The 22,312-nt window shown below is 44.4% G+C and carries 20 protein-coding genes and 1 riboswitch; of the genes, 4 read left to right on the top strand and 16 right to left on the bottom strand.

Annotated elements, in window-relative coordinates; translation table 11 throughout:
* Window positions 1-73: 73 nt before the first annotated feature.
* The 5 genes from NV381_RS07295 to NV381_RS07275 all read right to left on the bottom strand — a co-directional run bounded on the left by NV381_RS07295 (window position 74) and on the right by NV381_RS07275 (window position 4,002).
* On the bottom strand, window positions 74-832 hold the full coding sequence (locus NV381_RS07295) for an IclR family transcriptional regulator (RefSeq protein ID WP_258212608.1): 759 nt from the start codon (window positions 830-832) through the stop codon (window positions 74-76).
* 9 nt (window positions 833-841) lie between these two features.
* Window positions 842-1,882, bottom strand: a complete 1,041-nt coding sequence (locus tag NV381_RS07290; RefSeq protein ID WP_258212783.1) for an NAD(P)-dependent alcohol dehydrogenase — start codon at window positions 1,880-1,882, stop codon at window positions 842-844.
* A 191-nt stretch (window positions 1,883-2,073) separates the two neighbouring features.
* Window positions 2,074-2,265, bottom strand: a complete 192-nt coding sequence (locus tag NV381_RS07285) for a hypothetical protein (RefSeq protein WP_258212607.1) — start codon at window positions 2,263-2,265, stop codon at window positions 2,074-2,076.
* Window positions 2,266-2,395: 130 nt separating this feature from the next.
* A complete protein-coding gene (locus NV381_RS07280) occupies window positions 2,396-3,508 on the bottom strand; it encodes a Gfo/Idh/MocA family protein (protein ID WP_258212606.1) in 1,113 nt (370 codons plus the stop codon).
* Window positions 3,509-3,540: 32 nt separating this feature from the next.
* The gene (locus tag NV381_RS07275; RefSeq protein WP_258212605.1) at window positions 3,541-4,002 is read right to left on the bottom strand and encodes a GNAT family N-acetyltransferase; all 462 of its coding nucleotides are present in this window, start codon (window positions 4,000-4,002) and stop codon (window positions 3,541-3,543) included.
* A gap of 181 nt (window positions 4,003-4,183) precedes the next feature.
* Here NV381_RS07275 and NV381_RS07270 point away from each other — a divergent pair, with 181 nt between their 5' ends.
* Both NV381_RS07270 and NV381_RS07265 read left to right on the top strand, forming a co-directional pair.
* Window positions 4,184-5,794, top strand: a complete 1,611-nt coding sequence (locus NV381_RS07270) for an S-layer homology domain-containing protein (protein ID WP_258212604.1) — start codon at window positions 4,184-4,186, stop codon at window positions 5,792-5,794.
* A 266-nt stretch (window positions 5,795-6,060) separates the two neighbouring features.
* Window positions 6,061-6,819: a C40 family peptidase gene (locus NV381_RS07265; RefSeq protein WP_258212603.1), complete on the top strand. Its 759-nt coding sequence runs from the start codon at window positions 6,061-6,063 to the stop codon at window positions 6,817-6,819.
* Between the two features lie 66 nt (window positions 6,820-6,885).
* Here the strand turns inward: NV381_RS07265 and NV381_RS07260 are convergent, their stop codons facing one another.
* The 9 genes from NV381_RS07260 to NV381_RS07220 all read right to left on the bottom strand — a co-directional run bounded on the left by NV381_RS07260 (window position 6,886) and on the right by NV381_RS07220 (window position 16,169).
* Window positions 6,886-7,707, bottom strand: a complete 822-nt coding sequence (locus NV381_RS07260; RefSeq protein WP_258212602.1) for a glycerophosphodiester phosphodiesterase — start codon at window positions 7,705-7,707, stop codon at window positions 6,886-6,888.
* Window positions 7,708-7,725: 18 nt separating this feature from the next.
* Window positions 7,726-9,069, bottom strand: coding sequence for an ABC transporter substrate-binding protein (locus NV381_RS07255; protein WP_258212601.1), 1,344 nt, complete (start codon window positions 9,067-9,069; stop codon window positions 7,726-7,728).
* 54 nt (window positions 9,070-9,123) lie between these two features.
* Window positions 9,124-9,957 (bottom strand): carbohydrate ABC transporter permease, encoded by an 834-nt coding sequence (locus tag NV381_RS07250; RefSeq protein ID WP_258212600.1) that lies wholly within the window; start codon window positions 9,955-9,957, stop codon window positions 9,124-9,126.
* 36 nt (window positions 9,958-9,993) lie between these two features.
* A complete protein-coding gene (locus NV381_RS07245) occupies window positions 9,994-10,872 on the bottom strand; it encodes a carbohydrate ABC transporter permease (protein ID WP_258212599.1) in 879 nt (292 codons plus the stop codon).
* A complete protein-coding gene (locus NV381_RS07240; protein WP_258212598.1) occupies window positions 10,865-11,917 on the bottom strand; it encodes an ABC transporter ATP-binding protein in 1,053 nt (350 codons plus the stop codon). Before NV381_RS07240 ends, NV381_RS07245 begins: the two co-directional genes overlap by 8 nt.
* Window positions 11,918-11,947: 30 nt before the next feature.
* Window positions 11,948-12,709, bottom strand: coding sequence for a DeoR/GlpR family DNA-binding transcription regulator (locus tag NV381_RS07235; RefSeq protein ID WP_258212597.1), 762 nt, complete (start codon window positions 12,707-12,709; stop codon window positions 11,948-11,950).
* 51 nt (window positions 12,710-12,760) lie between these two features.
* On the bottom strand, window positions 12,761-13,969 hold the full coding sequence (locus NV381_RS07230) for a sn-glycerol-1-phosphate dehydrogenase (protein WP_258212596.1): 1,209 nt from the start codon (window positions 13,967-13,969) through the stop codon (window positions 12,761-12,763).
* Window positions 13,970-14,484: 515 nt separating this feature from the next.
* Window positions 14,485-15,696: an aspartate aminotransferase family protein gene (locus NV381_RS07225; protein ID WP_258212595.1), complete on the bottom strand. Its 1,212-nt coding sequence runs from the start codon at window positions 15,694-15,696 to the stop codon at window positions 14,485-14,487.
* Window positions 15,697-15,893: 197 nt separating this feature from the next.
* The gene (locus tag NV381_RS07220; RefSeq protein ID WP_258212594.1) at window positions 15,894-16,169 is read right to left on the bottom strand and encodes a hypothetical protein; all 276 of its coding nucleotides are present in this window, start codon (window positions 16,167-16,169) and stop codon (window positions 15,894-15,896) included.
* A 215-nt stretch (window positions 16,170-16,384) separates the two neighbouring features.
* A riboswitch (cyclic di-GMP riboswitch) is annotated at window positions 16,385-16,471 on the top strand.
* A gap of 90 nt (window positions 16,472-16,561) precedes the next feature.
* On the opposite strand from NV381_RS07220, the gene NV381_RS07215 reads away from it, so the two are divergent.
* The gene (locus NV381_RS07215; RefSeq protein WP_258212593.1) at window positions 16,562-17,017 is read left to right on the top strand and encodes a chemotaxis protein CheX; all 456 of its coding nucleotides are present in this window, start codon (window positions 16,562-16,564) and stop codon (window positions 17,015-17,017) included.
* A gap of 41 nt (window positions 17,018-17,058) precedes the next feature.
* On the opposite strand, the gene NV381_RS07210 is transcribed toward NV381_RS07215, so the two are convergent.
* On the bottom strand, window positions 17,059-18,321 hold the full coding sequence (locus NV381_RS07210) for an MFS transporter (RefSeq protein WP_258212592.1): 1,263 nt from the start codon (window positions 18,319-18,321) through the stop codon (window positions 17,059-17,061).
* 334 nt (window positions 18,322-18,655) lie between these two features.
* On the opposite strand from NV381_RS07210, the gene NV381_RS07205 reads away from it, so the two are divergent.
* Complete coding sequence (locus tag NV381_RS07205; protein WP_258212591.1) at window positions 18,656-19,579, top strand: LysR family transcriptional regulator; 924 nt, start codon at window positions 18,656-18,658, stop codon at window positions 19,577-19,579.
* Window positions 19,580-19,585: 6 nt separating this feature from the next.
* On the opposite strand, the gene NV381_RS07200 is transcribed toward NV381_RS07205, so the two are convergent.
* A complete protein-coding gene (locus NV381_RS07200; protein WP_308861687.1) occupies window positions 19,586-21,097 on the bottom strand; it encodes a M23 family metallopeptidase in 1,512 nt (503 codons plus the stop codon).
* Window positions 21,098-22,312: the final 1,215 nt, after the last annotated feature.

The raw sequence follows: 22,312 nt of genomic DNA, 5'->3' as shown, positions 1-22,312 counted from the left end.
CAAACATCCTCTCATAGTGGATAAATGTTCTATAGTAAGTTTTAGAAAAACCACATGGAAATTGACTGTCTCATCATGATTTATATCCTAGCAGCTGAGAAATTTGAGCAGCCTCATATATTAATAATTGAATGCAATGTTGAAATTGCTCGTCATCCACAACGGCGATCATCGTAGAGATACTCATCGCTGCGGCTACATCTCCGGCATGATTGAAGATTGGAACCGAGGCGCAGCGAACTCCAGGCTCGTTCTCTTGATTGTCTATCGCATAACCTTGAAGTCGAATATCGGCCAGTTCAAGGACGAACTTTTCTCTATCCGTAACCGTAAACGCCGTTTGTTGGATATAGCGGTAGCCATTCAGCAATTGCTCTATTTCGTCGGAGGTGCGGAAGGCAATTAATGCTTTACCTGTTGCACTGCTATGCAAAGGCACTCTGCGTCCGATTCGGGAGTAGCGTATGGCTGCTTTATCCCCATCCACCTTATCGAGATAAACGCCGTCCTTACCATCCAAAATGACCAGATGCGTCGTTTGCCCGGTTTGCTTGGATAGTGAGACCAAATGCTTACGGGCTGTCTCGCGTATATCCATTCCTTGCAGCAGCAGGTGGCCCTTCTCTAGAAGCTTCAAACCAAGCCTGTATTTGCCGCTTTCCGCATCCTGATCGATATAGCCGTGCATTTGCAGCGTTTTGAGCAAAGAATGCACGGTGCTTTTATGCAGTCCAATACGGGTACTGATTTCGGTAATTTTCAATTCCTTCGTATGCTCATCGAATAAATCCAATATGTTCAAAGCACGGTCCAATGATTGTATGATCGGCATATCGGCTCCTTAAGCTATGGGGTTGGGATAAACCATGACCTTCAGACTTCCCGCCTTGTTCGTCCGCGCTCTTTCCATTGCTTCCTGTGTTTGCTCTAATGGATAACGGTCCGTGATCATTGGCTGGATATCCAATAAGCCCGATGACAGGAATTGAATCCCCTGCGGGTATGTATTGGCATAGCGGAAAATACCGTAAATATCAATCTCGTTATCACATATGAAAGGAACCTGCATACCAACCTCATCAACAGGAGGAAGGCCTACAATAGAGAGCTTGCCTCCACGACGCAGCGAGCTCAATGCGGTTTTCAACGCTCTTGGATGCCCTGCCGTCTCTAACGCAACGTCCACTCCAAGACCATTCGTCAAGCGGATGATTTCCGCTGAAGCCTCCTCGCCTGCCAATACAGTATCAGTCGCCCCTAGTAATGTAGCCGCTTTCAAACGATTCACTTCAACATCGCTTACAACAATTCGACTTGCACCGAATGATTTGGCCGCGGCAACTGCCATCAGCCCTACCGGTCCCATGCCAATAATCGCTACTGTCTGACCAGGCTGGAAGCCCGCCCGCTTCAAAGCATGAATACCTACGGAAAACGGCTCATTCAAAGCTGCTTCCTCGAAGGAGAGATGATCGGGAATAGGAAACAGAAAATCTTCGCGATGAGCAATATATTGAACGAAAGCTCCGTCAACCGGAGGTGTTGCAAGGAATTGTACGTCCGGGCATAAATTATACCTACCTTGTCTGCAGGCATCACAACGACCGCAAGTAACTCCCGGCTCAATGGCAACCCGATCTCCCGGGATGAAGCGGTTCGCTTTCTCACCGCATGCAACGACTATCCCCGCACATTCATGTCCGAGTATAATCGGTTTCTTAACAATATATGGTCCGATTCGGCCATGCTCATAATAATGGATATCGGAGCCGCACACACCTACAGCCATGACCTTAACCAATACCTCGTCAGGTTCGAGTGCTGGAACCGGCAGCTCGACCACTGAAATTTTCAGGGGCTCTGTCATTACGGCTGCTTTCATAGTAGCGGGAATCGTCAAGTCTACTAAATCTTGCTTTGGATTATTAACTGTACTGGAGTTTGGATTTGACAAATTCATGCATCTCCTTCCGCAGATTCTTATTTTGTTCTACATTATAAAACAGTTGACGACATTGCAAAACGCTTATGCTATATATTGTAAACCTACCGTCCCAAAATTTCAACGCTGTTTTATTGTTTATCCGATTTATTCTTAAATTTGCCTGCAACATACTCAGCAATTCCAGTCAGCATAATCGTGATCGACAAAACCCCGAGCGCATAAGGGATCACCAAAGGAATAACCCGGAGATCGGAAATCTTGATCCAGTGTAAAAACAGCGGGTACATGAGCAGCAATAGTATAAAAAGTATCATCTTCATAAGTTCAGGCCCCTTCTTGCAGATTCAAGACCCAGTTTACAGCAGGCTCTTTTTTATTTCAAACATCTTTTTATAACGTCTCCAACCAACAAAAACAGGAGCTCCAATTACTGAACTCCTGCATGATTAATTAAATAAACTGGCTCTTTGTATCAAATATTCCCGTGTCCAGCTTATGCCAAGGCTCGAAGGTAGTAGTTAACATGCAGCGCTGACCGGTTTCTGCGGACTTATAAGCGGCGAACATAATTTCATGGACATGCAGCTGCAACCGGCCTGACTGCTTCGGCTGCTCACCGGTTCTCAAGCAATGAACGAAATGACTCATGATATCTTGCTCGGAGCTGGCAGAAGGCAGCAGCTTTGGTAAATAGCATTCTTTTACACCACGCCAAGTTACTTCTTCTGCATCAGGAATCGGTGCGTTAGGAGAATGAACGACTAGAGGAAGCCCACAATCGTTAATAGCTACAGTACCCTTGCGACCATAAATGATCGTATTGTTCTGATTAAACGAGGTAGCCCACAATGTGCGGAATACCGCATGCTGGCCTCCTGCAAATTCCACAATCACTGTAACATTATCGTCCACATCGCTATGTATTTCCTTGCCGCCCCTGACAATTCGATTCGGAATCAAAGTATTAACCTCCGCCGTGACGCTCTTAGCGGGACCAAGCAGTGAAATTAATCGGCTTATCGGATATACCATGCAATCCAGGATTGCTCCTCCATGGGAAATTTCCCGGTTGTAGTACCAATTATCCCTACCCGGGCCGGGAATGTTAAGCTGCGCCTCAGCTCCGGTTATTTTACCGATTACTTCCTCTTTTATATACTCAAGCGCCGTAGTAAAGGCCGGGTTTAAATCATAGGGAAGGCTCATGAAAATTTTATTATTCCGCTCTGCAAGCTCGACCATTTTTTTGCAGTCATCAAAGCTCGTAGCCATAGGTTTTTCATTGAGCACATGAAGTCCTCTTTCCAGGGCGGCCAACACAACTTCAGCATGTACGGAATGAGGAGTGGTAACGACGACTGCATCCAGCTCTTCGTTATCCATCATTTGAATATAATCATCATACCAGCGTGCTATCTTATACGTTTCAGCCTTGATTTTGGCATTCTCCAAGCGTCTCGCACATGTGGCCACAAACGTGACATTATCCAGCTTCGCCGCTTGCTCAAAAAAGCGGTTGCTAATATCCCCGCTGCCGACCATACCTAGTTTTAGCTGTTTCATATTCAATTCTCCTTCTATGATTTTTCACTAGTTTATTTTACCAGTAAATCCTGCGATAGACGAATCATATCTACAACCTGTATTCCATTCTCAAAAATCTCTTCCTCATAATGTCGAATAAAAAAGTCCCTATCAACTCCAATAATTCTGAAGCCGCATTTCTGATAGAGAGCCAGTTGTCCTACACTTGAATTCCCGGTTCCAATTTCAATCGTTTTAAATCCGAGAAGCTTTGCATTTGCAATGGCATGATGAACCAACTGTCTTCCTATCCCCTTGCCTTGATGCCTTTCATCAACTGCTATATTAACTATCTCTACTGTTTCAGGCCTTGTTGGCAGCAGTACGTAGACACCTATTATTACGTTATCCGCAACCGCCACCATACATTGGCCCCTTTGTACATATTCCTCGACAAGCTTCCGGGAAGGATCTGCTAATAAAAGCAATTCCATTGGAAGTTGTTCATCTGCATGCAATGTTCGAATTTCCATAATATACTCTCCTCGATATCTTATCTCCTAATTCCATTATTACATTCTGTGAGATCATAGCTGTCTCCTCCCTGCCTGCCCAACATTTGCATACCTGCTAAATTAGCAATTACTATCCACTAGTAGTATGATTAAGTTTGATAGATGGACTACTATTAAAAATATTTGGAGGAACAAAGCTATGAAAAAAAGTTTCACCCTTATCGCAACCGCAGCTGTAGCTTTCTCTATGCTTGCTTCCACAGCATTGGCCGAAAATGTAAAAACCACTTCTGATTATAAAGATTTAACAAGTATTGACGCTGGTTTGAAAAGCAAAATCGATACCCTTCTGTCGAAAGGTATTTTCGAAGGCGTCTCCAGTGATACTTTTGGTATCTCGCAAAACATGACGAGAGCCCAATTCGCGAAGGTCGCTTCCCTGGTGTTTGGTCTCAAGGTTGATACTTCCATTCAAACTTCCAGCTTCACTGACGTTCTTGCCACGGATCCAGCGAACGGGTGGGCAATTCCGTATATTGAAGCCGCTAAGAAAGCGGGTTTAATTGATGGTATGACGGATACGACCTTCGCTCCCGGCGATAAGGTTACCGTAGGACAATTAGATACCGTGCTGCTAAAAGGACTAGGCCATAAAGTCAACACATCTGCAAGTCCATGGTATGCCGATGCAGTTAAACAAGCGACTGAATTAAGCATCCATCCATTGGATAAAAAAGGTGACAGCGACGCAACACGGGCTGATTTGGCAGTAGGAGCCTATGCTTCCTTGCCATCTTCCCCTACGCAGCAGTCTCCGGTATCCGTATCCACTGTTCAGGCATCGGGAGATCAAACCGTGCAAGTAACGTTGGATAAGGAGGTTGACACTTCCAAAGCTACTTTGTCTCTGAGCAAAAACGGTACAGACATTCCGGTTACTACTACATGGTCCAGCGATAAGAAATCAGCCTCATTAGCCTTATCGTCCGATACGAAGCTTTCTACAGGAACTTATACAGTAACTTTAGGCGGTCTGGATAGCTCATCTATCCTAACAGCATCCGGTACTCTTACAGTCGGTACAACAGCTGCAACAGGCGACCTGCGTTTTACGCTGCCCGAGTCCTATGAATTAAGCAACGTTATTGATAGCGGGATAGCAGAATCAACTACAGGACTTTCGAAAACAGAAGCCGAAGACCCAACCATCAGTAAATTCGCCAAAGAAATAGTATTTACAGTGAACAAGGCATCCGGCGAAGAGGTATCTGCGCCTGGTATTATTCAATCGATTACCTCATCGAACCCATCTATCGTAAAAGCAGCCGTTTCGTCTGAACACAAGGGTTATATTTTAGGTAATAAAGTTGGAACGGCTACAATAAACATTGTTTATTCGACCCTTGACGGCAACTTCAAGCAAGTTACCATTCCTGTCCATGTAAAAAGCGATTATTCGGTTGCTGAATCCATTAAAGCAAGAGATTCAGCTTTTATTCAGTACGTAACTGTTACCAATGGTGTGTATTCTGCCCAATTCAACGCTTTTGAGAAGATGGACATGATAGTTACCGATAATTATGGCAGCGAATATGAGGGAGCAGAGCTTTCCACCTATAATACCGCACTCGGCATTGTTGTTATTCCACAGGATATCGTTGGAGATCCGAATAGCGGAGCTGTAGGTACTGTCATGATTGACCCCAATGGAACCGTTCATGTTAATGGAAATGTAACTAAATTTACTATAACCGCAATAACTTCCAAAGGTACACAAGTATCTGCCGATGTTACTGTACTAAAACAATAATTAAGACCAACATTATACAAGCTCAAAGAGCCCGCGGCCTTGCCGGGGCTTTTCTTATAATATCAGACTTCATAAGTTTTCAGCGGAGCTGAAGAAGTCTGATATTGCAAGAAAAGCTACAACTAAGACACGAATGTATCTTCCTCGAAAGGGCTTCGATCAGAAGCTTTTCTTTTTTGTCCTGATACATCTTTCCTGAATAGAACTTAACCGTTTAATGCAATATATGGGTATCTTCTTCTAACTAAAAAAGGGGACTAAAGCTCATGGGCATTAAACAAAAGTTACTTGCAGCAGCCGCATTATTGATTATATTGATGGGTTGCAATAGTAAGGCCGCACAAAAAGAAGCATCGACACAATTCGGAGGTATGGATGAACGTCTGTTTAACGATACTATTACAGAGCATGATCGGTGGCTTAGAAAAGGGGACGCATATATTGAACAAGAAATTAGCGGCTACCGTGCCCAGGATAACTCTACAAGTTACAATCAAACCGTCAAGATTCATGGGTTAGAAGCTGGGCAGCTTGTAGAAGTGAGACCCAATCCCTCGATAGCCGCCACTCAAGGCAGCTATGCGGAGAATGTAATCTCGACAGCGACTATGTACTTTGGAACGCCTTACGAGTATGGTTCAGATCGTTCTGATCCTTCTACATTTGACTGCTCGGATTTTACAAGATGGGCTTTTCTTTCCTCCCTTGGCATGGATTTACCGAAAGATTCCCGTAATCAGGCATTATATGTGCAAACCTTTTCCAATCGAAACTACTCCAATATCTATGACGCGCAGCGCGGGGATTTACTATTTTTCATAAGCTTCAATGGTGTCGATCCACAAAATTACCGCAACAAGAACAAATCGATCGAAAGTATCACTCATACAGGCATCTATTTGGGGAATGGGAAAATGATCCATACGGCTTCTGCAGCAACCGGTGGCGTTCGAATCGATAACGTGTTCGGCAATCATCTCGAATGGCGTTTTGTTCTTGGCGGCTCGGTACTCGAGGTTAAGTAAAACAAGTAAAACTGGCACCAGCATAATACCGGTACCAGATATCCGAACCTTAAGCACGACTTGAATTTATTTATTGTAATAACGCTCGAGCTCTGCTGCAAATACCTTTGGTTCATCTACAGCAAACCTTCGAATACCAACATCAAGCAGCCCGAATAATGAAGCTTGGTCGAAATGAAAGATCAATACTTCAAGCTCCAATCCTGCTTCTCTCAATTGTTCCAATGCATTCTGCAGAAATTGGAGCTGCAGCCTGTATCTCCATTCCGGCTTTTCTTCTGCATCTACCAAATGAAATTGGATCATATCGAGAGAGTCGAATCCGGCCTCTGCCACTTCTCCAAACCGGGTGTCAATCTCTGTATCCGGTATCCACAGCATCGTCCTTATTTCAGGAGCCAACCGTTTCATAGTTCTACAGTTATCTTGATCCCGGTGACAGAATATGACTTGCCGTTCGACGCCATACTTTTGAATGACGCCCGCTAAGCTGGCCAGATCCACTTGTTTGTAATCCAGATAAACCTCTCGCTCCGGATAATCAGACAAAACATCCAGTACTTGCTCCAGTGAAGGAATCTTCTCTCCTCTGAACGATTCGCTAAATTTAATTCCTGCATCCCAGTTCTGTACTTGCGCAAAAGTTAATTCAGAAATCGGAGTATCTTGATCTGCAATTGGCGCGGTTGTCGTCCGCTTCGGTGTAGCATCATGCATGCCGATAATGATCCCATCTGCTGTTTGCCGGATGTCAATCTCGGGGATACCGCCAAGCTCCCATGCATAATGCATGGCTGACGTTGTGTTCTCCGGCATTTCTGTATTCGTGCTTTGGTGAGCCTGCCAATGAATTTTCTGCCCACTTATTTTGTTATTCTGTAAGGACATCCCTTCAGCTCCTCGCGATTACTTAGCCAGAATTCTTTCAGCTTCTTTTTTGAAAGTGTCCAAGGTGGACTGAACATTCTTACTGTCATACATCACAGCTTCTATCGCCGAGAAAAACTCGTGCATAACCTCCGGCCAAGCTACATCCTTATTCGTATCGATAGCGTATTGAAGCTGATCGTAAGCCACTTTCCGATTCGGTTCTTTTGCCCATTGCTCTTTAATTTCTGTGGATTCAACCATAGTTTTGGTAAATGGAAGATAACCGGATTGCAGAATAAACGGTAAAGCTCCTTGGGAATCCGTCTCCATCCAGCGAATAAACTCCCACGCAGCGGCTTTGTTTTTGGAAGAGGCTAACAAGGAAACATTGGCTCCGCCGGTCGGATTCGCATACATCTTATCCTGAGGCAAAAATGCAGTGACATAATTAAATTTAACAGTACTCGCCAAGCCGCCAATGCTTCCAGTAGACCCGTACATGATGCCTACTTTACCATCCACAAACATCTGTGTTGTAATATTTCCAGAATCTTTAGCCGGCGGATAATATAAGGCCCCTGTACTCTGAAGGTTCTTCAGGAAATTAAACACTTTAACGCCGACTCCATTATCATGGAACCCGATTGTCTTTTTATCATCGCTAAAAAATTTGCCGCCAGCCTGTGAGATCATAGCAATTGGATACCAAGTATCATAAGGCATGGTTACACCATAACGCTTATATTCATTGTTCTCTTTGATGACAAGCGCTTCGGCAACCTTCTTTAATTCATCCCAGTTTGTAGGTATCGCAAGCCCTTTCTCGTCCAGCATCGTTTTGTTAATATGCATAATTGGAGTCGAACGATTTAACGGCAAGGATACCAGCTTTTTATTGAAAGTCGAATGACCCATCAAGCCCGGGTTGAAAATATCGACGCTTACGTTAGAGCTTTTCATCATTGGAGTCAAATCTTCCAAAACATCTGCATCCGCAAAAAGCTCTACATAAGCGCGCTCGAGCATGCTTACATCCGGTGCATTCTTAGAAGCAATCGCTTGTTGAAGCTTGGTCACTGTTTCATCATAACCTCCTTGAAAGGTTCCCACCACCTCGATATCCTTGTGGCTCTCATTAAACCGCTTGATCATGGCATCGGTGTATTCGCCGTTCTTGCCACCCAAGGAATGCCAGAACTGTACGGTAACTTTGCCTCCGGCTTTAGCAGGCTTTGCAGCCTTCGCTGGCTCAGCCGCTTTGGCGGGCTCTGAAGGCTTCGCTGCCGCAGGAGCTGTTTGCTCGGGCTGACCTCCCCCACAACCTGCAATTAATCCCAAAACTACCGGAACTGCCAACATTTTACTTAATCTGTTCTTCATTTAAATTCCCTCCATTGTGAGTTCTCAAATTTTTATTTGAAAGGGACTAAGCTCTTATTTAATCCCTGAGTAAACAAAAGCTTTTACAATTTGCTTGGAGCAAAACAAGTAGACGATAAGAATAGGAACGACCAATACAACGTTGCCGGCCATAATAATGTGCCAGTTGCTTATTCCTTCTGTCTCCCGGAGCATTGCAATTCCCACAGTCAGCGGGCGGATAGAGGCTGAATCTGTCATTATCAAAGGCCAGAAGTAATCATTCCAATGACTGACAAAGCTGAACAGAGCTATAGTTGCTAATGCAGGCTTGGACATAGGAATCATGATTTGACACATTATTTTGAACTCACTCGCGTTATCCAGTCTGGCCGCTTCAACAATTTCCTGTGGAATTTGCATAAAATATTGACGCAGCAGGAAGATGCCGAATGCGCTTGACATAAAAGGGATAATCTGAGGCAATAGCGTCTTGCTGATTCCCCAATCCGCCATCATTAAGTAAACCGGGATGAAGGTGATCTGACCCGGAATCATAAAGGCGAGCAGTACCATGCCGAACAGCATATTTTTCCCGCGAAACTTGTACTTGGCAAAGGCATACGCCGCAGGAATCATTACAACCAACTGGATGATGATAATGGAGATCGTAATGATTACAGAGTTTTTAGCATATGTCAGAAAAGGGCCCGCACTCATAGCCTGTACAAAATTAATCCACTGCGGCGATGCTGGAATCAGGGTAGGCGGAAAGGATAAGGTCTCCCGAAAAGTTTGAAGAGAGGTGGATATCATCCATAGAAACGGGAAAATGAAAACCATTAAAATAATCGCTTTCAATAAAAAGTCCCTTGTCAGCCTCAAGTATTTGAATTCATATGTTTTCAAGTACGAATTCCCCTTTTGAGTGGTCCGAACGGCCACCTATTGATAATGTACTTTTTTAGACAACACTCGGAAGTATACAAAGGTCAGCAGTCCTATGATCGCCATCAGAACCACTCCAGTAGCAGCTGAATAGCCTATATTCGTCGTCCTGTACCCAAAGATATAATAAACAATCGTACTTGTTGCATCATTGGGACCCCCGCCTGTCATGACTTGAACTGTGTCAAAAACCTTAAAGGAACCGATAGTCATAATAATCAGGATAAAAAACAGCTGCGGTGAAATAAGCGGTAATGTAATCTTGTAAAATACTTTAAACCTGCTGGCGTTATCCAATGCTGCTGCTTCATATATGGTGGGGGATATGCTCTGAAGCGCAGCCACTATAATCAAAGTGTAATAGCCGATGCCCTGCCACACCGATACAATAATGACAGATAGCAGAGCTGTATTGGAGCTTTGCAGCCATTGGGATGTCGGCAAGCCCAGCGACTTGAGCAGAAAGTTGAGCATCCCGTGGTTAGGCTCCATAAGCCACAACCACACTAGCGAAATAGAAACTATGGAAACGATATGAGGCGTGAATATACCGGCTTGAATAATTGCATTAAACCGGGTCCTTTTGGAAAGCCACACCGCTATGAGCAATGACAAGATTAGCGTCAGGCTTACTACTCCGACTGTATAAAGCAGCGTATTCGTCAATGCCTTGTAAAAATCGGCGCGAGTAAAAATTTGGGTGAAATTATCCAGTCCGATGAACTTGCTTTTGGCTTTATTCATCAGGTTGTATTTAAAAAAGCTTAAATAGATTAAGTAAAGGATAGGGTACATAACAAACATACAGATGCCTGCCATAGCCGGAGCGATCATAATATAAGGACGGGCAGATTCCCAAATTGTTTTTTTATCCATTCCGATGCCCTCTCAGCACATCCAAATATTTGCGGAAATGAATGTGATCCTCACCAATACGGGTTTCATCCGCTCCGAAGAAATATATTTTTGCAGCCGCGACTCCGATATGCACCCTTTGATCGACTGAAAACGGATCTTCGATACATTTGATCATGAAAGAATGGCGTTCTGTTCTTACTTGATAAAGAGTTTCAGAGCCAAGCATCTCCCTAGTAGCTATGACTCCACTTACGGAATAATGCAGCCCGCCGGGTTCATCGGACAATACCGCGCTTTCTGGACGAAATCCGAATTTTACCCCATCTACCCCCAAATCTCCCACATTCATCGGCGGAACTCCAATAAACTGAGCAGCGAACAGGTTGTTAGGCTCATGATAGATAACATCCGGCGGAGCCTCTTGTTGAATAAGCCCTTGATTCATCAGAACGATCGTATCCGCCATAGACATAGCTTCCACTTGATCATGAGTAACGTATACGAAGGTGGTACCGAGCTTCTTGTGGAGCTCTATCAGTTCAAGGCGCATCTGCGCTCTGAGCTTGGCATCCAGATTGGACAAAGGCTCGTCCATTAGAAACACGGATGGTTTCTTGACCATAGCGCGGGCCAGAGCAACACGCTGACGTTGTCCTCCGGATAAAGTGGATGGCTTGCGGTCCAGATAGTCCTTCAACCCGACTGTAGAGCTTATACTTTCTACCAGCTGTATTCTCTCCGCTTTGTCTACCTTATTGTTAATTAATCCAAATTCGATATTTTCTCGGACCGACATTGTTGGGTAGAGTGCATAGTTTTGGAAAACCATAGCCACACCTCTTTGACCAGGTGCAGTACGTGTTACATCCTTTCCATCAATGAACACCGAGCCTGATGTTTGGGGGTCAAGCCCAGCTATCATTCTGAGAAGCGTAGTTTTCCCACAGCCCGAAGGACCTACCAGTACGGTAAATTTTCCATCCTCAATCTTTAAATCCAAATCTCGAATGACGACGCTTTTTTCAAAAGATTTCGTAACACACATAAACTCAATGGATGCCAAGAGTAATCCCCCTCCTCTTCCTTATCACATTCAAACCGTTACAACATTAATTCCCCATTCTTGAAATAGCTTGAGATCGAAGTCGGATGCTTCTTTCCCAGTAATCAATGTGTGAATCGAACTATTGGGAGCCACCGAATGGAGCGATAGCTTGCCGATCTTACTATCATCCGTAACCACGATAATTTCTCTGGCTGCTTTGATCATGCCCTGTTTAGCAGGGACCAATTGAGCCTCAGGATGCATTAGGCCATGCTGCTGGTGCAGGGCTGGGGTTCCGATAAACGCCTTCTCCACATGCAAAGACTTGAGCACATAATCCGTGAACATGCCGTTGAGCATATAACTGGATGGATACAGCTCTCCCCCGGTCAAAATCACCTTAACACGCGGGGCGTCGCGCAGCTCTGCAGCAACGTTCATATCATTGGTAACCACGGTAATATTAGAGCGATGAACTAAATTTCTCGCGATATGCAGCGTAGTTGTCCCGGAATCGATGATTATGTTTTCTCCATCCTCTACCAGGCTTGCGGCCATTTGACCGATTCTCATCTTTTGCTCCAGGCACTGATTGGTTCTTTCGTTAAAAGGAGGCTCGTCATGCGTCCATTGCTCAACAATGACTCCGCCATGTGTCCTCTTCAGGAGACCTTCTTGTTCAATTTCAGTAAGGTCTCGTCGGATCGTAGCCTCATGTACATTAAATTCCTTGGCAAGCACTGCGATTGTCGCTGTGCGATACTGCCTGACATATTCCACAATTCGCATTTTTCTTTGTACCGCTAACAAAAATATCCCTCGCTTTGCAAAAGTGTATGGAGCTGCTCTAACGTTTCGTTTTTAGCTCCGCATATTTAATCGTTCATTATAAGCCCTTAGAAGCGTGAACCGATTGGGACGAACCTGATGGGCTTCACGTAAGCTGCGCGCCAGCAGCTCCTTGCTCACCGGGAGCTCCTCAACCGATATAGGACCGCCAACTTTTCTCAGAAGCTTACCAAGCGTCTCCCCAGTAGGAATGTCCCGAATCTCCTTGCTGATTTCCTCCCAATTCACTGTGATTGGATCAGGCTTCTCCGTCTCGCTTGTCCAGGATTGATTCTTCCAACCCTCTTGGGCGATTCGATGATACAGCTTGGAAATTTCGATGCAAGCAACACCTACTTTTGCTCCATGCAGCAGCTGCCTGCGCTCAAGTTTGATATACTCCATTTCCCAGTAATGGGACAAATGATGCTCAGCACCCGAGGCCGGATGTGATTGGCCCAACAACAGCATGGCGAGACCCGATTCGATCAGCGCACTAATTAAAGTGCGAATCCCTTCCTCCCGCCTGTCAGCGATCAAATCCACATGCTTCACACATTGCTGCAATGCCGATCTGGTAATGTCGGCAGCAGCTTGCAAGTAAGGCTCCCCGGCAACTAACGACCCGAATTTCCAATCAAATAAGGATGTATATTTGCCAAGCATGTCACCAAACCCCGCAGCTACCAAAGCTTCAGGAGCTTTTACCAGCACATCAAGATCTGCAAAAATAGCGTCTGGCCCAATCGCGGGAATCGTTATCTTTTCCCCTCTTATTAGGATGGGAGCTCCTTTGGAATTAAATCCGTCTACCGAAGGCGCCGTCGGCACGGAGATAAAGGGGATTCCCAATATGTAAGCCGAGTATCTGACGATATCATGAAGGGTGCCTCCTCCCACCGCAATTACAACTTCTGCATCATTTTGTTTAATATCGGCTATCAGTTGAAGCAGGGAGGCTTCATCGGCTATGACGTCACCTTGAGGGTCCGGCTTGATGATCGTTCTATGTACCGATATGGCTGTATTTTCAATGACCTCAACCAGCTTGTTGCCTGCGACCTCATAAGTTGTTGCATCGGCTGCTATGCTAATATTCCGGTAGCATTTGCCTTGCAGATAGGGAGCTACATCCAGGATAGCTCCTGCATCGATCTTGATCAGATCCAGATCAATGGCTTGAAGTACCCTTTCATCGCAACCTGCAGCCGCTCTTTTGATTTTTGTTAAAACATCTGTCAACAGGATCGTTCCCTTCTTCCACATGCAATTCAAGCAAATGCAATCATTTATTGTTCGTTTTATTTCTCTATTGCTTGTTTATGTTTGTTTTGATTATATAAATCAAACATTTGGCGAGTATTAAACAGGTATGAATAAATTGTAAACATGGATGCTCAGGAAAAAAGAAAAGCTTTCACCTCTACAGTGCTCCATGTACATTTAGCTCCACCTCCTTTAGAGAAGAGATCACCTGTATATGACCCTAACAACCGACTAGTACTGAATCCACAGAAGTGAAGGGCAATACGGAAGTCATTGTTCCTCTATCAGCTGGAAAGGGCAAAAAACAGAGGGATAACGGAAGCGCCAGTTCCGTTATCCCTCTGTTTTTATGCATAAATGTCCAATTTGGCCAACATAACGGAATTCCCACTTCCGCTATCTCCTTAGATTTGAGCCGGCTGATGGAATAACGGAACTCTTAGTTCCGTACAAAATCCTCCAGGGCTCAATAAGATAAAAGGAGTCTGAAACTACGAAATCTGCAACCTATCCAGCGCTCCGCATAATATTTGAATCATGGCATCGATCTCTTCCTTAGACACAATTAGTGAAGGCATCAGGCGGATGGTTGTCGGCTTGGGAGAGTTAATCAGCAAGCCATCCTTTAAGCATTCGGAGACCAGCTCACTTCCTCTGGCTTCCGGGAGATCAAAGGCTAGCAGCAGCCCCTTGCCGCGCAGCTGCTTTAGCTGATATTTACGAGCAATATCGCGCAGGCTGTTATAAATATAATTCCCTTGCTCTTCTGCATGAACGGAAAGTTTCTTATCTATGATCTCCTTCACTACCGCAAGCCCCACTGCCATGGCCAATGGTTGCCCGGAATATGTGCCTCCCTGGTCCCCAGGCTCAAATATATTATAAGGCTCTTTAACCAATAAGGCTGACAGAGGGAATCCTCCGCCAATTCCTTTTCCTAAAGTCATGACATCCACTTCGATTCCATAATGTTCATAGGCAAACAACTTCCCTGTTCTTCCGAGCCCCGTTTGTATTTCATCGAAGATAAGCATAAGACCAAACTCATTACACAATTCACGCACTTTGTATAAATACTCAGCATCAACTTCATGAACCCCGCCTTCACCTTGAACAAGCTCTAGCATAATAGCGCAAGTATTGGGATTGATAGCTGCCTGGCATGCATCTATATCATTCAATGGCACATGCTTAAAGCCTGGCACCTTGGGTGCAAATAAAGGTCCCCACTGCTGCTTTCCAGTCGCAGACATCATTGCTAACGTACGTCCGTGGAAGCTGTTAATTATAGTAATAATTTCAAAAGCTCCACCGAGGTTTAACTGACCGTGTTTTCTGGCTAGTTTAATCGCACCTTCATTGGCTTCCGCCCCACTGCTTGCAAAAAACACTCTGTCAAAGCACGAATTATCCGTTAAGAGACTGGCAAATTCAAGCATCGGCTTGTTGTAAAATGAAGGGCTCGAATTAATTAACATGCCCGCTTGCCGGTTCAAAGCCTCTCGGATAACCTCGGGTGAATGCCCCAGACAAGTTACAGCCCAACCTCCGATAAAATCCAGATACCGATTGCCTTCCGTATCCCATAAGTACATGCCTTCGCCGCGTTCCATTACAAGCTCCGGGCGTGCTGCAGTAAATAAAATCGATTTCTTTGCTTCATCCAACAGCTGAGAAGTTTCTAAGGCTATTTGTAAACTCATTCCATCACCCCTAATCAATAATGCATAATTATACATTTAAATGCATATAAATACAATGATATTTATTTTATCCATGGACTTTTTTGAAAATATTCACAATAAAAAACAGCAGCTTCCGCATAATGCGGTGCTGCTGTCATCATAAGCTATATGATATAGATTTCAGTTCGAGATGTAGAGAAGGGATCGAAGCAGTATTATTCAGTCGCTTCCGCTTCTGAACCGGACTCATCGGATTCGGATTCATCAGCCTCAGCGGACTCTTCTTCGGATTCCTCGGCAGACTCTTCCTCCGAACTGTCAGCTTCTTCCTCTGCCTCTTCGGCCGATTCAGATTCTGATTCCTCACTCTCTTCCTCTGCTGCTTCTTCCTCTGCTTCGATTTCTTCTTCTTCTGCCTCTACTTCTTCAGCCTCTTCGATAGTTTCCTCATCCGACAACAATACTTCTTGTTCTACTGCTTCGATTTCCATATTTTATCCCTCCATTAGTAGCCCAGGCTCTAACCCAAGCCTACTATTATACTATTAGGAGAGTACCCATTTTAGTCCTATAATCTTTTTTATTTTCATTATTTATTGACTATCATTTTGTGGTGTTTTAAACATTTATTTTCGTTTCTAATCTTGAAGCAGTGTGATATGATAGTTTTAGTACTTTGTAACCAGTTCTTATAACCTACAAGCTACAACGATAATAGCAAACCTGTCGAAAGTCAGGGACGCAAAGCCTCAGGTCTAAGGGAAATCATTCCTATGACAGCTGGGTTGCCGAAATGCAGCTTTACTTTTTTTTCAGAAAAAGGACTGCTCCAATTCGGGGCAGTCCTTTTTTATTCATTCTAATCAGGCAGGGGGAATTCATTATGCAAGCAAGCTATATCAATCCGTTTTTATCAGCTTCCATCCTTGTAATCGAAACCTTTGTACAGACCAAACCGTCAATCGGCCAGCTTACTGTAAAGAAATTAGAGCTCATGGAGAAACACATTTGGCTAAAAGTCGGAATCGTTGGCCATTTCAAAGGTGATGTCGTGTTTGGCTTTCCTGAGCAAGTGGCCTTGAAAATCGTATCTGCCATGATGGGCGGTTATGCAGTAACCGAATTGGACGAAATGTGTCAAAGCGCTATTTCCGAATTAGGGAACATGATCAGCGGTAATGCCAGCACAATGCTGTACAACGACGGAATTCATGTGGATATTACACCTCCGAATATTTTGGGAGATCATCATATTTCCACAGAATGCAAGGTAATGGCAGTCCCATTATCAATAACTGATGTAGGAGATTTTCACATCCATATGTTAATGCCCGGTTAATATCTGAATCTGTTTCTATTATGACCGCTGCTGCGTAATACTCAAAGGTTGGATGACTGCTCCGCGGCAGTAGAAGCGGATGCTTCGCTTTTCACCGGTGCCTGCCTGTTGGAGCTGTAGACAGCAAAGCCCAGCATCGTTGCAAGAAGCATGCCGCCTCCCGTATAAAAAGCTGCGGTCAAGCCGAAAGACTGTCCAAGTAGGCCAAACATGGCAGGAGCGGTCATTTGCGATAAACGATTCGTTAAGAGGCGAAGCCCCATAACCTTCCCGCGTTCCGACTCCTTCGTTTCCTCCACCATGATCATAATGGTCACCGGCAAATTCATGCCGATTGAGCTGCCGAGCAGGAAAGTAATAATGCCAATTCCGATAATATGCAAGGAAGCTACGGGAATAAAGATCAGGCAGATTGAAGCTACACAGCCAGCAGTGAGCAGAATCGTTTCCAATGTCACCCGTTTCATGAATTGGCCCAATAAAAACCGTGAAACCAGACCAGACAAACCCATTAGCGAGATAACTGATGAAATAATAAAGGCTGAGTAGCCATGCTCATTTAAATAAAGCGGGATAAAGCTGCCATACAACGCTTGAATGAACATAATCAGAAATGTACCCACAAGCCCAAACTGAACGCCCCTGTGCCTGGTTAAGTGAATCCCACTGATATAGCTGTTCAGCATCTCCTTAGGTTTAAAAAGCTCTTTCGTTTTCGTCAGCTTGCCAGGTCCATCTTGACTCTTGATCAACGAAACAAGGATAAAACAAACCGAGCATACGATAAACGAAGCGATAAAAGCAGAGCGGTAGCTCCATATGGAAGAACCGTAATAGGAAACAACTAGTCCGCCTAATAGCGGCCCAGCCATGTTGCCTACGGAAGACCACATGGAGAAACGGTTGATGTTCTTGTTGCGTTTCGCCTTATCCTGCTCCCCATCCGTAGCAAGAACCTGAAGCGAAGACGCCATGATTATCATACTCGCTCCAAGAAGCACCTGTGAAACAGCTAGCACCAACAGTGTACTGCTCCACGACATAATAGCTAATGAAGCCATAAGCAATAAGCATCCTATCTTGGTCATCCGAAAAGGTCCCAAGGTATCGATCATTTGCCCGATAGGCATTGCAATAAACATTGGCAATAAAGACCTGAGTGTTACAATTAATCCAATCAATGCAGTAGAAGCCCCAAGTGCATCTGCATAAAGCGTAAAAAACGGCTGGGCTACCGTCATCACCCCGAAAAACACTCCTCCACCATAAATCCCAATCGCTCGCACCGCTTTTTCCGAATTCACAGCAAGTCACCTTCTTGTCTTCTAATTGTCTCTTGTATTGGTGAGCTTTAGGGGATATCCTAACTTAAGGAGCGGCATTAGCTACCCTATCCTTTTCACTTAGAGGTTGTTCAAAATGCCTCCTTTTTGAACTTGGCTTCTAGTATTTATGAAATTAATAAACTGGCCCAAGACAATGTCTTGAACAATTTGCCGCGCCCGTTATTTATCTTTATTTTATGGCGAATTCGATATCAAGTACATATCCAAAACTGAATGACCTTATTCATTTTTTGAATACCAGGTCCACAGAGACGGCTGCAAGCAACATTAATTTGGGAAGTGGCGGTGTTTCATGACCTTCGATCAAATCCTAACCTTCGTGACGGTTTACCGATTAGGGAGTATTTCCAAAGCCGCGGAGAAGCTCTACTTGCCCCAGCCTACGGTTTCACACCGGATCAAGCAGCTGGAGAGAGAGCTGGGCAAGCCCTTGCTCATCCGGGCCCATGGAATAATCAGGCTATCTGAAGAAGGCAGCGCCTTCCTCCCCTATGCACTAAACGCGCTCGCCGCGCTGGACCAAGGCCGTGAGGCAGTGGATCATCTGAAGCAAGGCTTGACGGGCAAGCTTTCATTCGGCTGCGTCAATTCATTTGCCAGTATCATCCTGCCCCCGATTTTGGACAGCTTTAGTAAAGCCTACCCCAACATTGCGCTTCAGGTGCTTTGCTGCACAACCCAAGAGCAAATCAAGATGATCAAGAACAAGCATTTTCAATTCGGGATTACGCGCTATACCGCCAATGATCCTGCAATCACCTTTCGGCTGCTGCATTCGCATCCAGTTTATGCCATCGTATCGGAGGAGCATCCTTATGCCGGTCGAGCTTCCCTTAAGCTGCAGGATGTGTTGAAAGAACAGCTTATTCTTTATGAGCCGGAGAGCATGTTCCGCAAAAAAATAGATCTTACCTTCAATGATCTGAACCTGCACTATAATGCGCAGTATGAAACCAATAATTTGCAATTGATTAAACATTGGATCAAGAGTACGCTTGGTATTTTTCTGTCGTTCCCTCTTTACATGCAGGCGGAGATTGAATCGGGAGAAATGTTCGCCATTCCCATCGAGCAGAATCCGTTTCCACTTAATCAGCTATTTCTCATGTACCGGGAAGAAGAATTAAACAGCGTGGATTATTTGTTTTTGCGCCATTTTCAAAAAGCTATGGAGCCTTACCATCCCGTCGACCAAGACGATCACGACTCCACATAACATTAGTTAAGGTGCAGGCTGAAACCAATTAAACGGTTTGGTATTGAAGAACAGGTTGGGGTTGGCCTGTATATTATGCGCCCAAAATGTAAAATGCAAATGAGGACCGGTAGAAAACCCAGTAGTTCCTACAAGGCCAATAATATCACCCTGCTTCACCCGATCCCCTGTTTTAACCTTCAGCTCAGATAGATGCGCATATTGGGAGAACAAGTTCATACCATGATCGATATAAATGGAGTTTCCTGTCAAATACAAACTATCAGCGAGAGCCACTACGCCGTCATTAGTTGCTTTGATAGGAGTCCCCTCCTTCGCGGCAAGGTCTATAGCCATATGGCTGCTGTCAAGCTTGCCGTTCACATATCTTGTGTAACCATATGGCGTCGTCAGGATACCTTCAATCGGTTGAATAAACGGAGAGGATGATAAAAATTCCGGCTCTGACTTGCTTCTGGCCAGATCAATCTTCTTCTGATCGTCTTGAATTCTTTTCGTATCCTGCTTCATGCTTTCCATTTGTTTCGTCACTTGTAAATATTGAGTTTCGAATTTCTTCTCCTTGATCGTGAGGGTCTTGTCCCCAATGGGATAACTCCCCGCCTTAGTATTCATGGGGATCGGCAAATAGGTGAAGTAACCGGAACCAAACGGCTTCATCTCATAAGATTTTCCTTGCCATTCCACATTACCGGGAGAACGGTGACGTACAAGTACAATATCTCCACGAGCTGCCGTTTCGGGCATTAACGTCCACTCCGACTGAATAGCTTTCCGCGCTGCCTCATTGTCGGCATAATATTCCGCTTCCTTCGCTATGCTTCGCAGTCGCAAACTTTCTGTTTCCATCTGCTTCACAAGCTCAGGTGTAACCTGCTGGTTCCAGCTTTTACCTCCATCTGTAGTCACCCACAAGGGCGAAGCTCCTTGCTCCTCCTTAACCAACAGCGCCCAGCCGATATGCTCGCTTAGAAACTGCGACTTTTTAACCTCAAGCTCTTTCGCTCCAACGGCAATTCGCTGAATGTTGCTAGGCAGGGTCCCTTTGATCCATTGTAAAGTTTCATTTTCGACAGGAGCTGCGGATGTCTGGTTAGATTTATCAGGCGAATCTGCTCCAGCGGTAGCGGTAGCGGTAGCGGTAGCGGTAGCGGTAGCGGTAGCGGTAGCGGTAGTGGTGGCAGTTGTAGCTGTAGTTGTAGCTGTAGCTGTGGCGGCAGCAGACCAGCTCACCCCCCCATCGTTGGTTTTCATAATCCCGTCAGAATAAGAGACCCAACCATTCATAATATCATCCATTTGAAAATCGAGCGCTATTCTTGCAGGTTTGGCTGGTACGGTTTTCTCTATAGTTTGCAGCGCCTCAGTGCTGCCCTTCGGTATAATTAAGCTGTTAGCGAAATTTGGCGCAAGAATAATAATCGACAAGCACGAAGCGGCTGCGATGCCTACTAAGGCGAGCAAATAATTCCTTTTTCGGTTGGATTGCGTTCGGTTTCCAGTAGTTTGGCGTCTCATATGTTAATGTTTCCTCTCTTTATTGGTATCGATATAATTACATACTATTAATCTCTACTATCTATAGTACGATACCCTACTAAATGAATCCATAACAAAATGTCCTGTAAAAAGTGAAAGGGACCTCGAACGGCTGTTCATTGGACATTCTCATGGAAAAGTGAAGGATGTGTACCTGTGGTGCAGTTCAAGGGGAGGCATCGATGGTTAACAGGAAATCCTCCCGTTAATTCCAGGAATCGAGGTACTTTTTTTCAAATAACTGGAAATCCTCCTGTTAATTCTAATGATTTATTGAATTTAATCCAAAAACATCTATATTAGCATGACTTTTTCCAGTTAAGTTCCTCATTAGGCATGTAACGGAAGAATTAGCTCCAGAAATTCCAGTTAACCATTCGCTACCACCGACGAACATGCATTCGGGCTTTAGCAGCACTTTTCTTGTGAGCAAAAAGTCAAAATTCGTGTTAGTGAAATTATAAATTTCTATTTGACGAAGTTGAGCAAGTCCATGTTTAAATATGGGGCAAGCTTCGTACACCCCATATGAATAAGCCAAAATAGCGGAAGTAATTATCCGCTATGGCATGAAAAGCACAACAAATAGAAAGATTGCGGAAGATCTGCTTCCGTTATCTCTCTATTTGTTGCATAATACTCATCATTCGCCGCAAATAGTGGAGTTCCGACTTCCGCTATCGTCATAAATTGGCAGCGGCAGATGGAATAACGGAAATCTCTGTTCCGTTCAGGAGCTATAGAGCAAATAGCTACTTCCCCGCTATCCAAATATAAAAAGGAACTCACCTGTTGATTGAATACGTAAAGATCTCAAGAATTCAGATAATATGTTAAAAACTTAGAAAAGGCACCCCTGTTTCATACTTTGGTGCTGACATGAACTTAAAATTTCTGGCTAATATATTAATAAAAGCTAAGCCTCAAAGTAGAAACTCTACCTGACGAAGCTTAGCTAGTATTACTACCTGCTATGTTTTTCATTAAAGCTCTATACTATTTTACCACCTTTATTCATCTCTCTAGAAGCTCTATACCAACTTTCTACCCTTATCCTTCTCACATAAAGCTCCATATCAATTTACTATCCATATCCATCCCACATAAAAGCTCAGTAACAACTTTCCATCCTTATCCATCCCACATAAAGCTCCATATCAACTTTCCACCCTTATCCATCCCACATAAAAGCTC

The organism is Paenibacillus radicis (ex Xue et al. 2023) (genome assembly GCF_024722015.1).
In the GTDB taxonomy this organism is placed as follows: Bacteria; Bacillota; Bacilli; order Paenibacillales; family NBRC-103111; genus Paenibacillus_S.
Note: the sequence above shows the minus strand (reverse complement) of the source record. Positions and strands in the feature narration are given on the sequence as shown.

Bases quoted from the DNA above. Each gene is read 5' to 3' on its own strand.
- NV381_RS07280 (WP_258212606.1), bottom strand. From the start codon at position 3,508: ATGAAACAGCTAAAACTAGGTATGGTCGGCAGCGGGGATATTAGCAAC.
- NV381_RS07225 (WP_258212595.1), bottom strand. From the start codon at position 15,696: ATGAGTTTACAAATAGCCTTAGAAACTTCTCAGCTGTTGGATGAAGCA.
- NV381_RS07275 (WP_258212605.1), bottom strand. From the start codon at position 4,002: ATGGAAATTCGAACATTGCATGCAGATGAACAACTTCCAATGGAATTG.
- NV381_RS07290 (WP_258212783.1), bottom strand. From the start codon at position 1,882: ATGAAAGCAGCCGTAATGACAGAGCCCCTGAAAATTTCAGTGGTCGAG.
- NV381_RS07200 (WP_308861687.1), bottom strand. From the start codon at position 21,097: ATGAGACGCCAAACTACTGGAAACCGAACGCAATCCAACCGAAAAAGG.
- NV381_RS07260 (WP_258212602.1), bottom strand. From the start codon at position 7,707: ATGTCCTTACAGAATAACAAAATAAGTGGGCAGAAAATTCATTGGCAG.
- NV381_RS07295 (WP_258212608.1), bottom strand. From the start codon at position 832: ATGCCGATCATACAATCATTGGACCGTGCTTTGAACATATTGGATTTA.
- NV381_RS07220 (WP_258212594.1), bottom strand. From the start codon at position 16,169: ATGGAAATCGAAGCAGTAGAACAAGAAGTATTGTTGTCGGATGAGGAA.
- NV381_RS07265 (WP_258212603.1), top strand. From the start codon at position 6,061: ATGGGCATTAAACAAAAGTTACTTGCAGCAGCCGCATTATTGATTATA.
- NV381_RS07215 (WP_258212593.1), top strand. From the start codon at position 16,562: ATGCAAGCAAGCTATATCAATCCGTTTTTATCAGCTTCCATCCTTGTA.
- NV381_RS07285 (WP_258212607.1), bottom strand. From the start codon at position 2,265: ATGAAGATGATACTTTTTATACTATTGCTGCTCATGTACCCGCTGTTT.
- NV381_RS07270 (WP_258212604.1), top strand. From the start codon at position 4,184: ATGAAAAAAAGTTTCACCCTTATCGCAACCGCAGCTGTAGCTTTCTCT.
- NV381_RS07245 (WP_258212599.1), bottom strand. From the start codon at position 10,872: ATGGATAAAAAAACAATTTGGGAATCTGCCCGTCCTTATATTATGATC.
- NV381_RS07255 (WP_258212601.1), bottom strand. From the start codon at position 9,069: ATGAAGAACAGATTAAGTAAAATGTTGGCAGTTCCGGTAGTTTTGGGA.
- NV381_RS07205 (WP_258212591.1), top strand. From the start codon at position 18,656: ATGACCTTCGATCAAATCCTAACCTTCGTGACGGTTTACCGATTAGGG.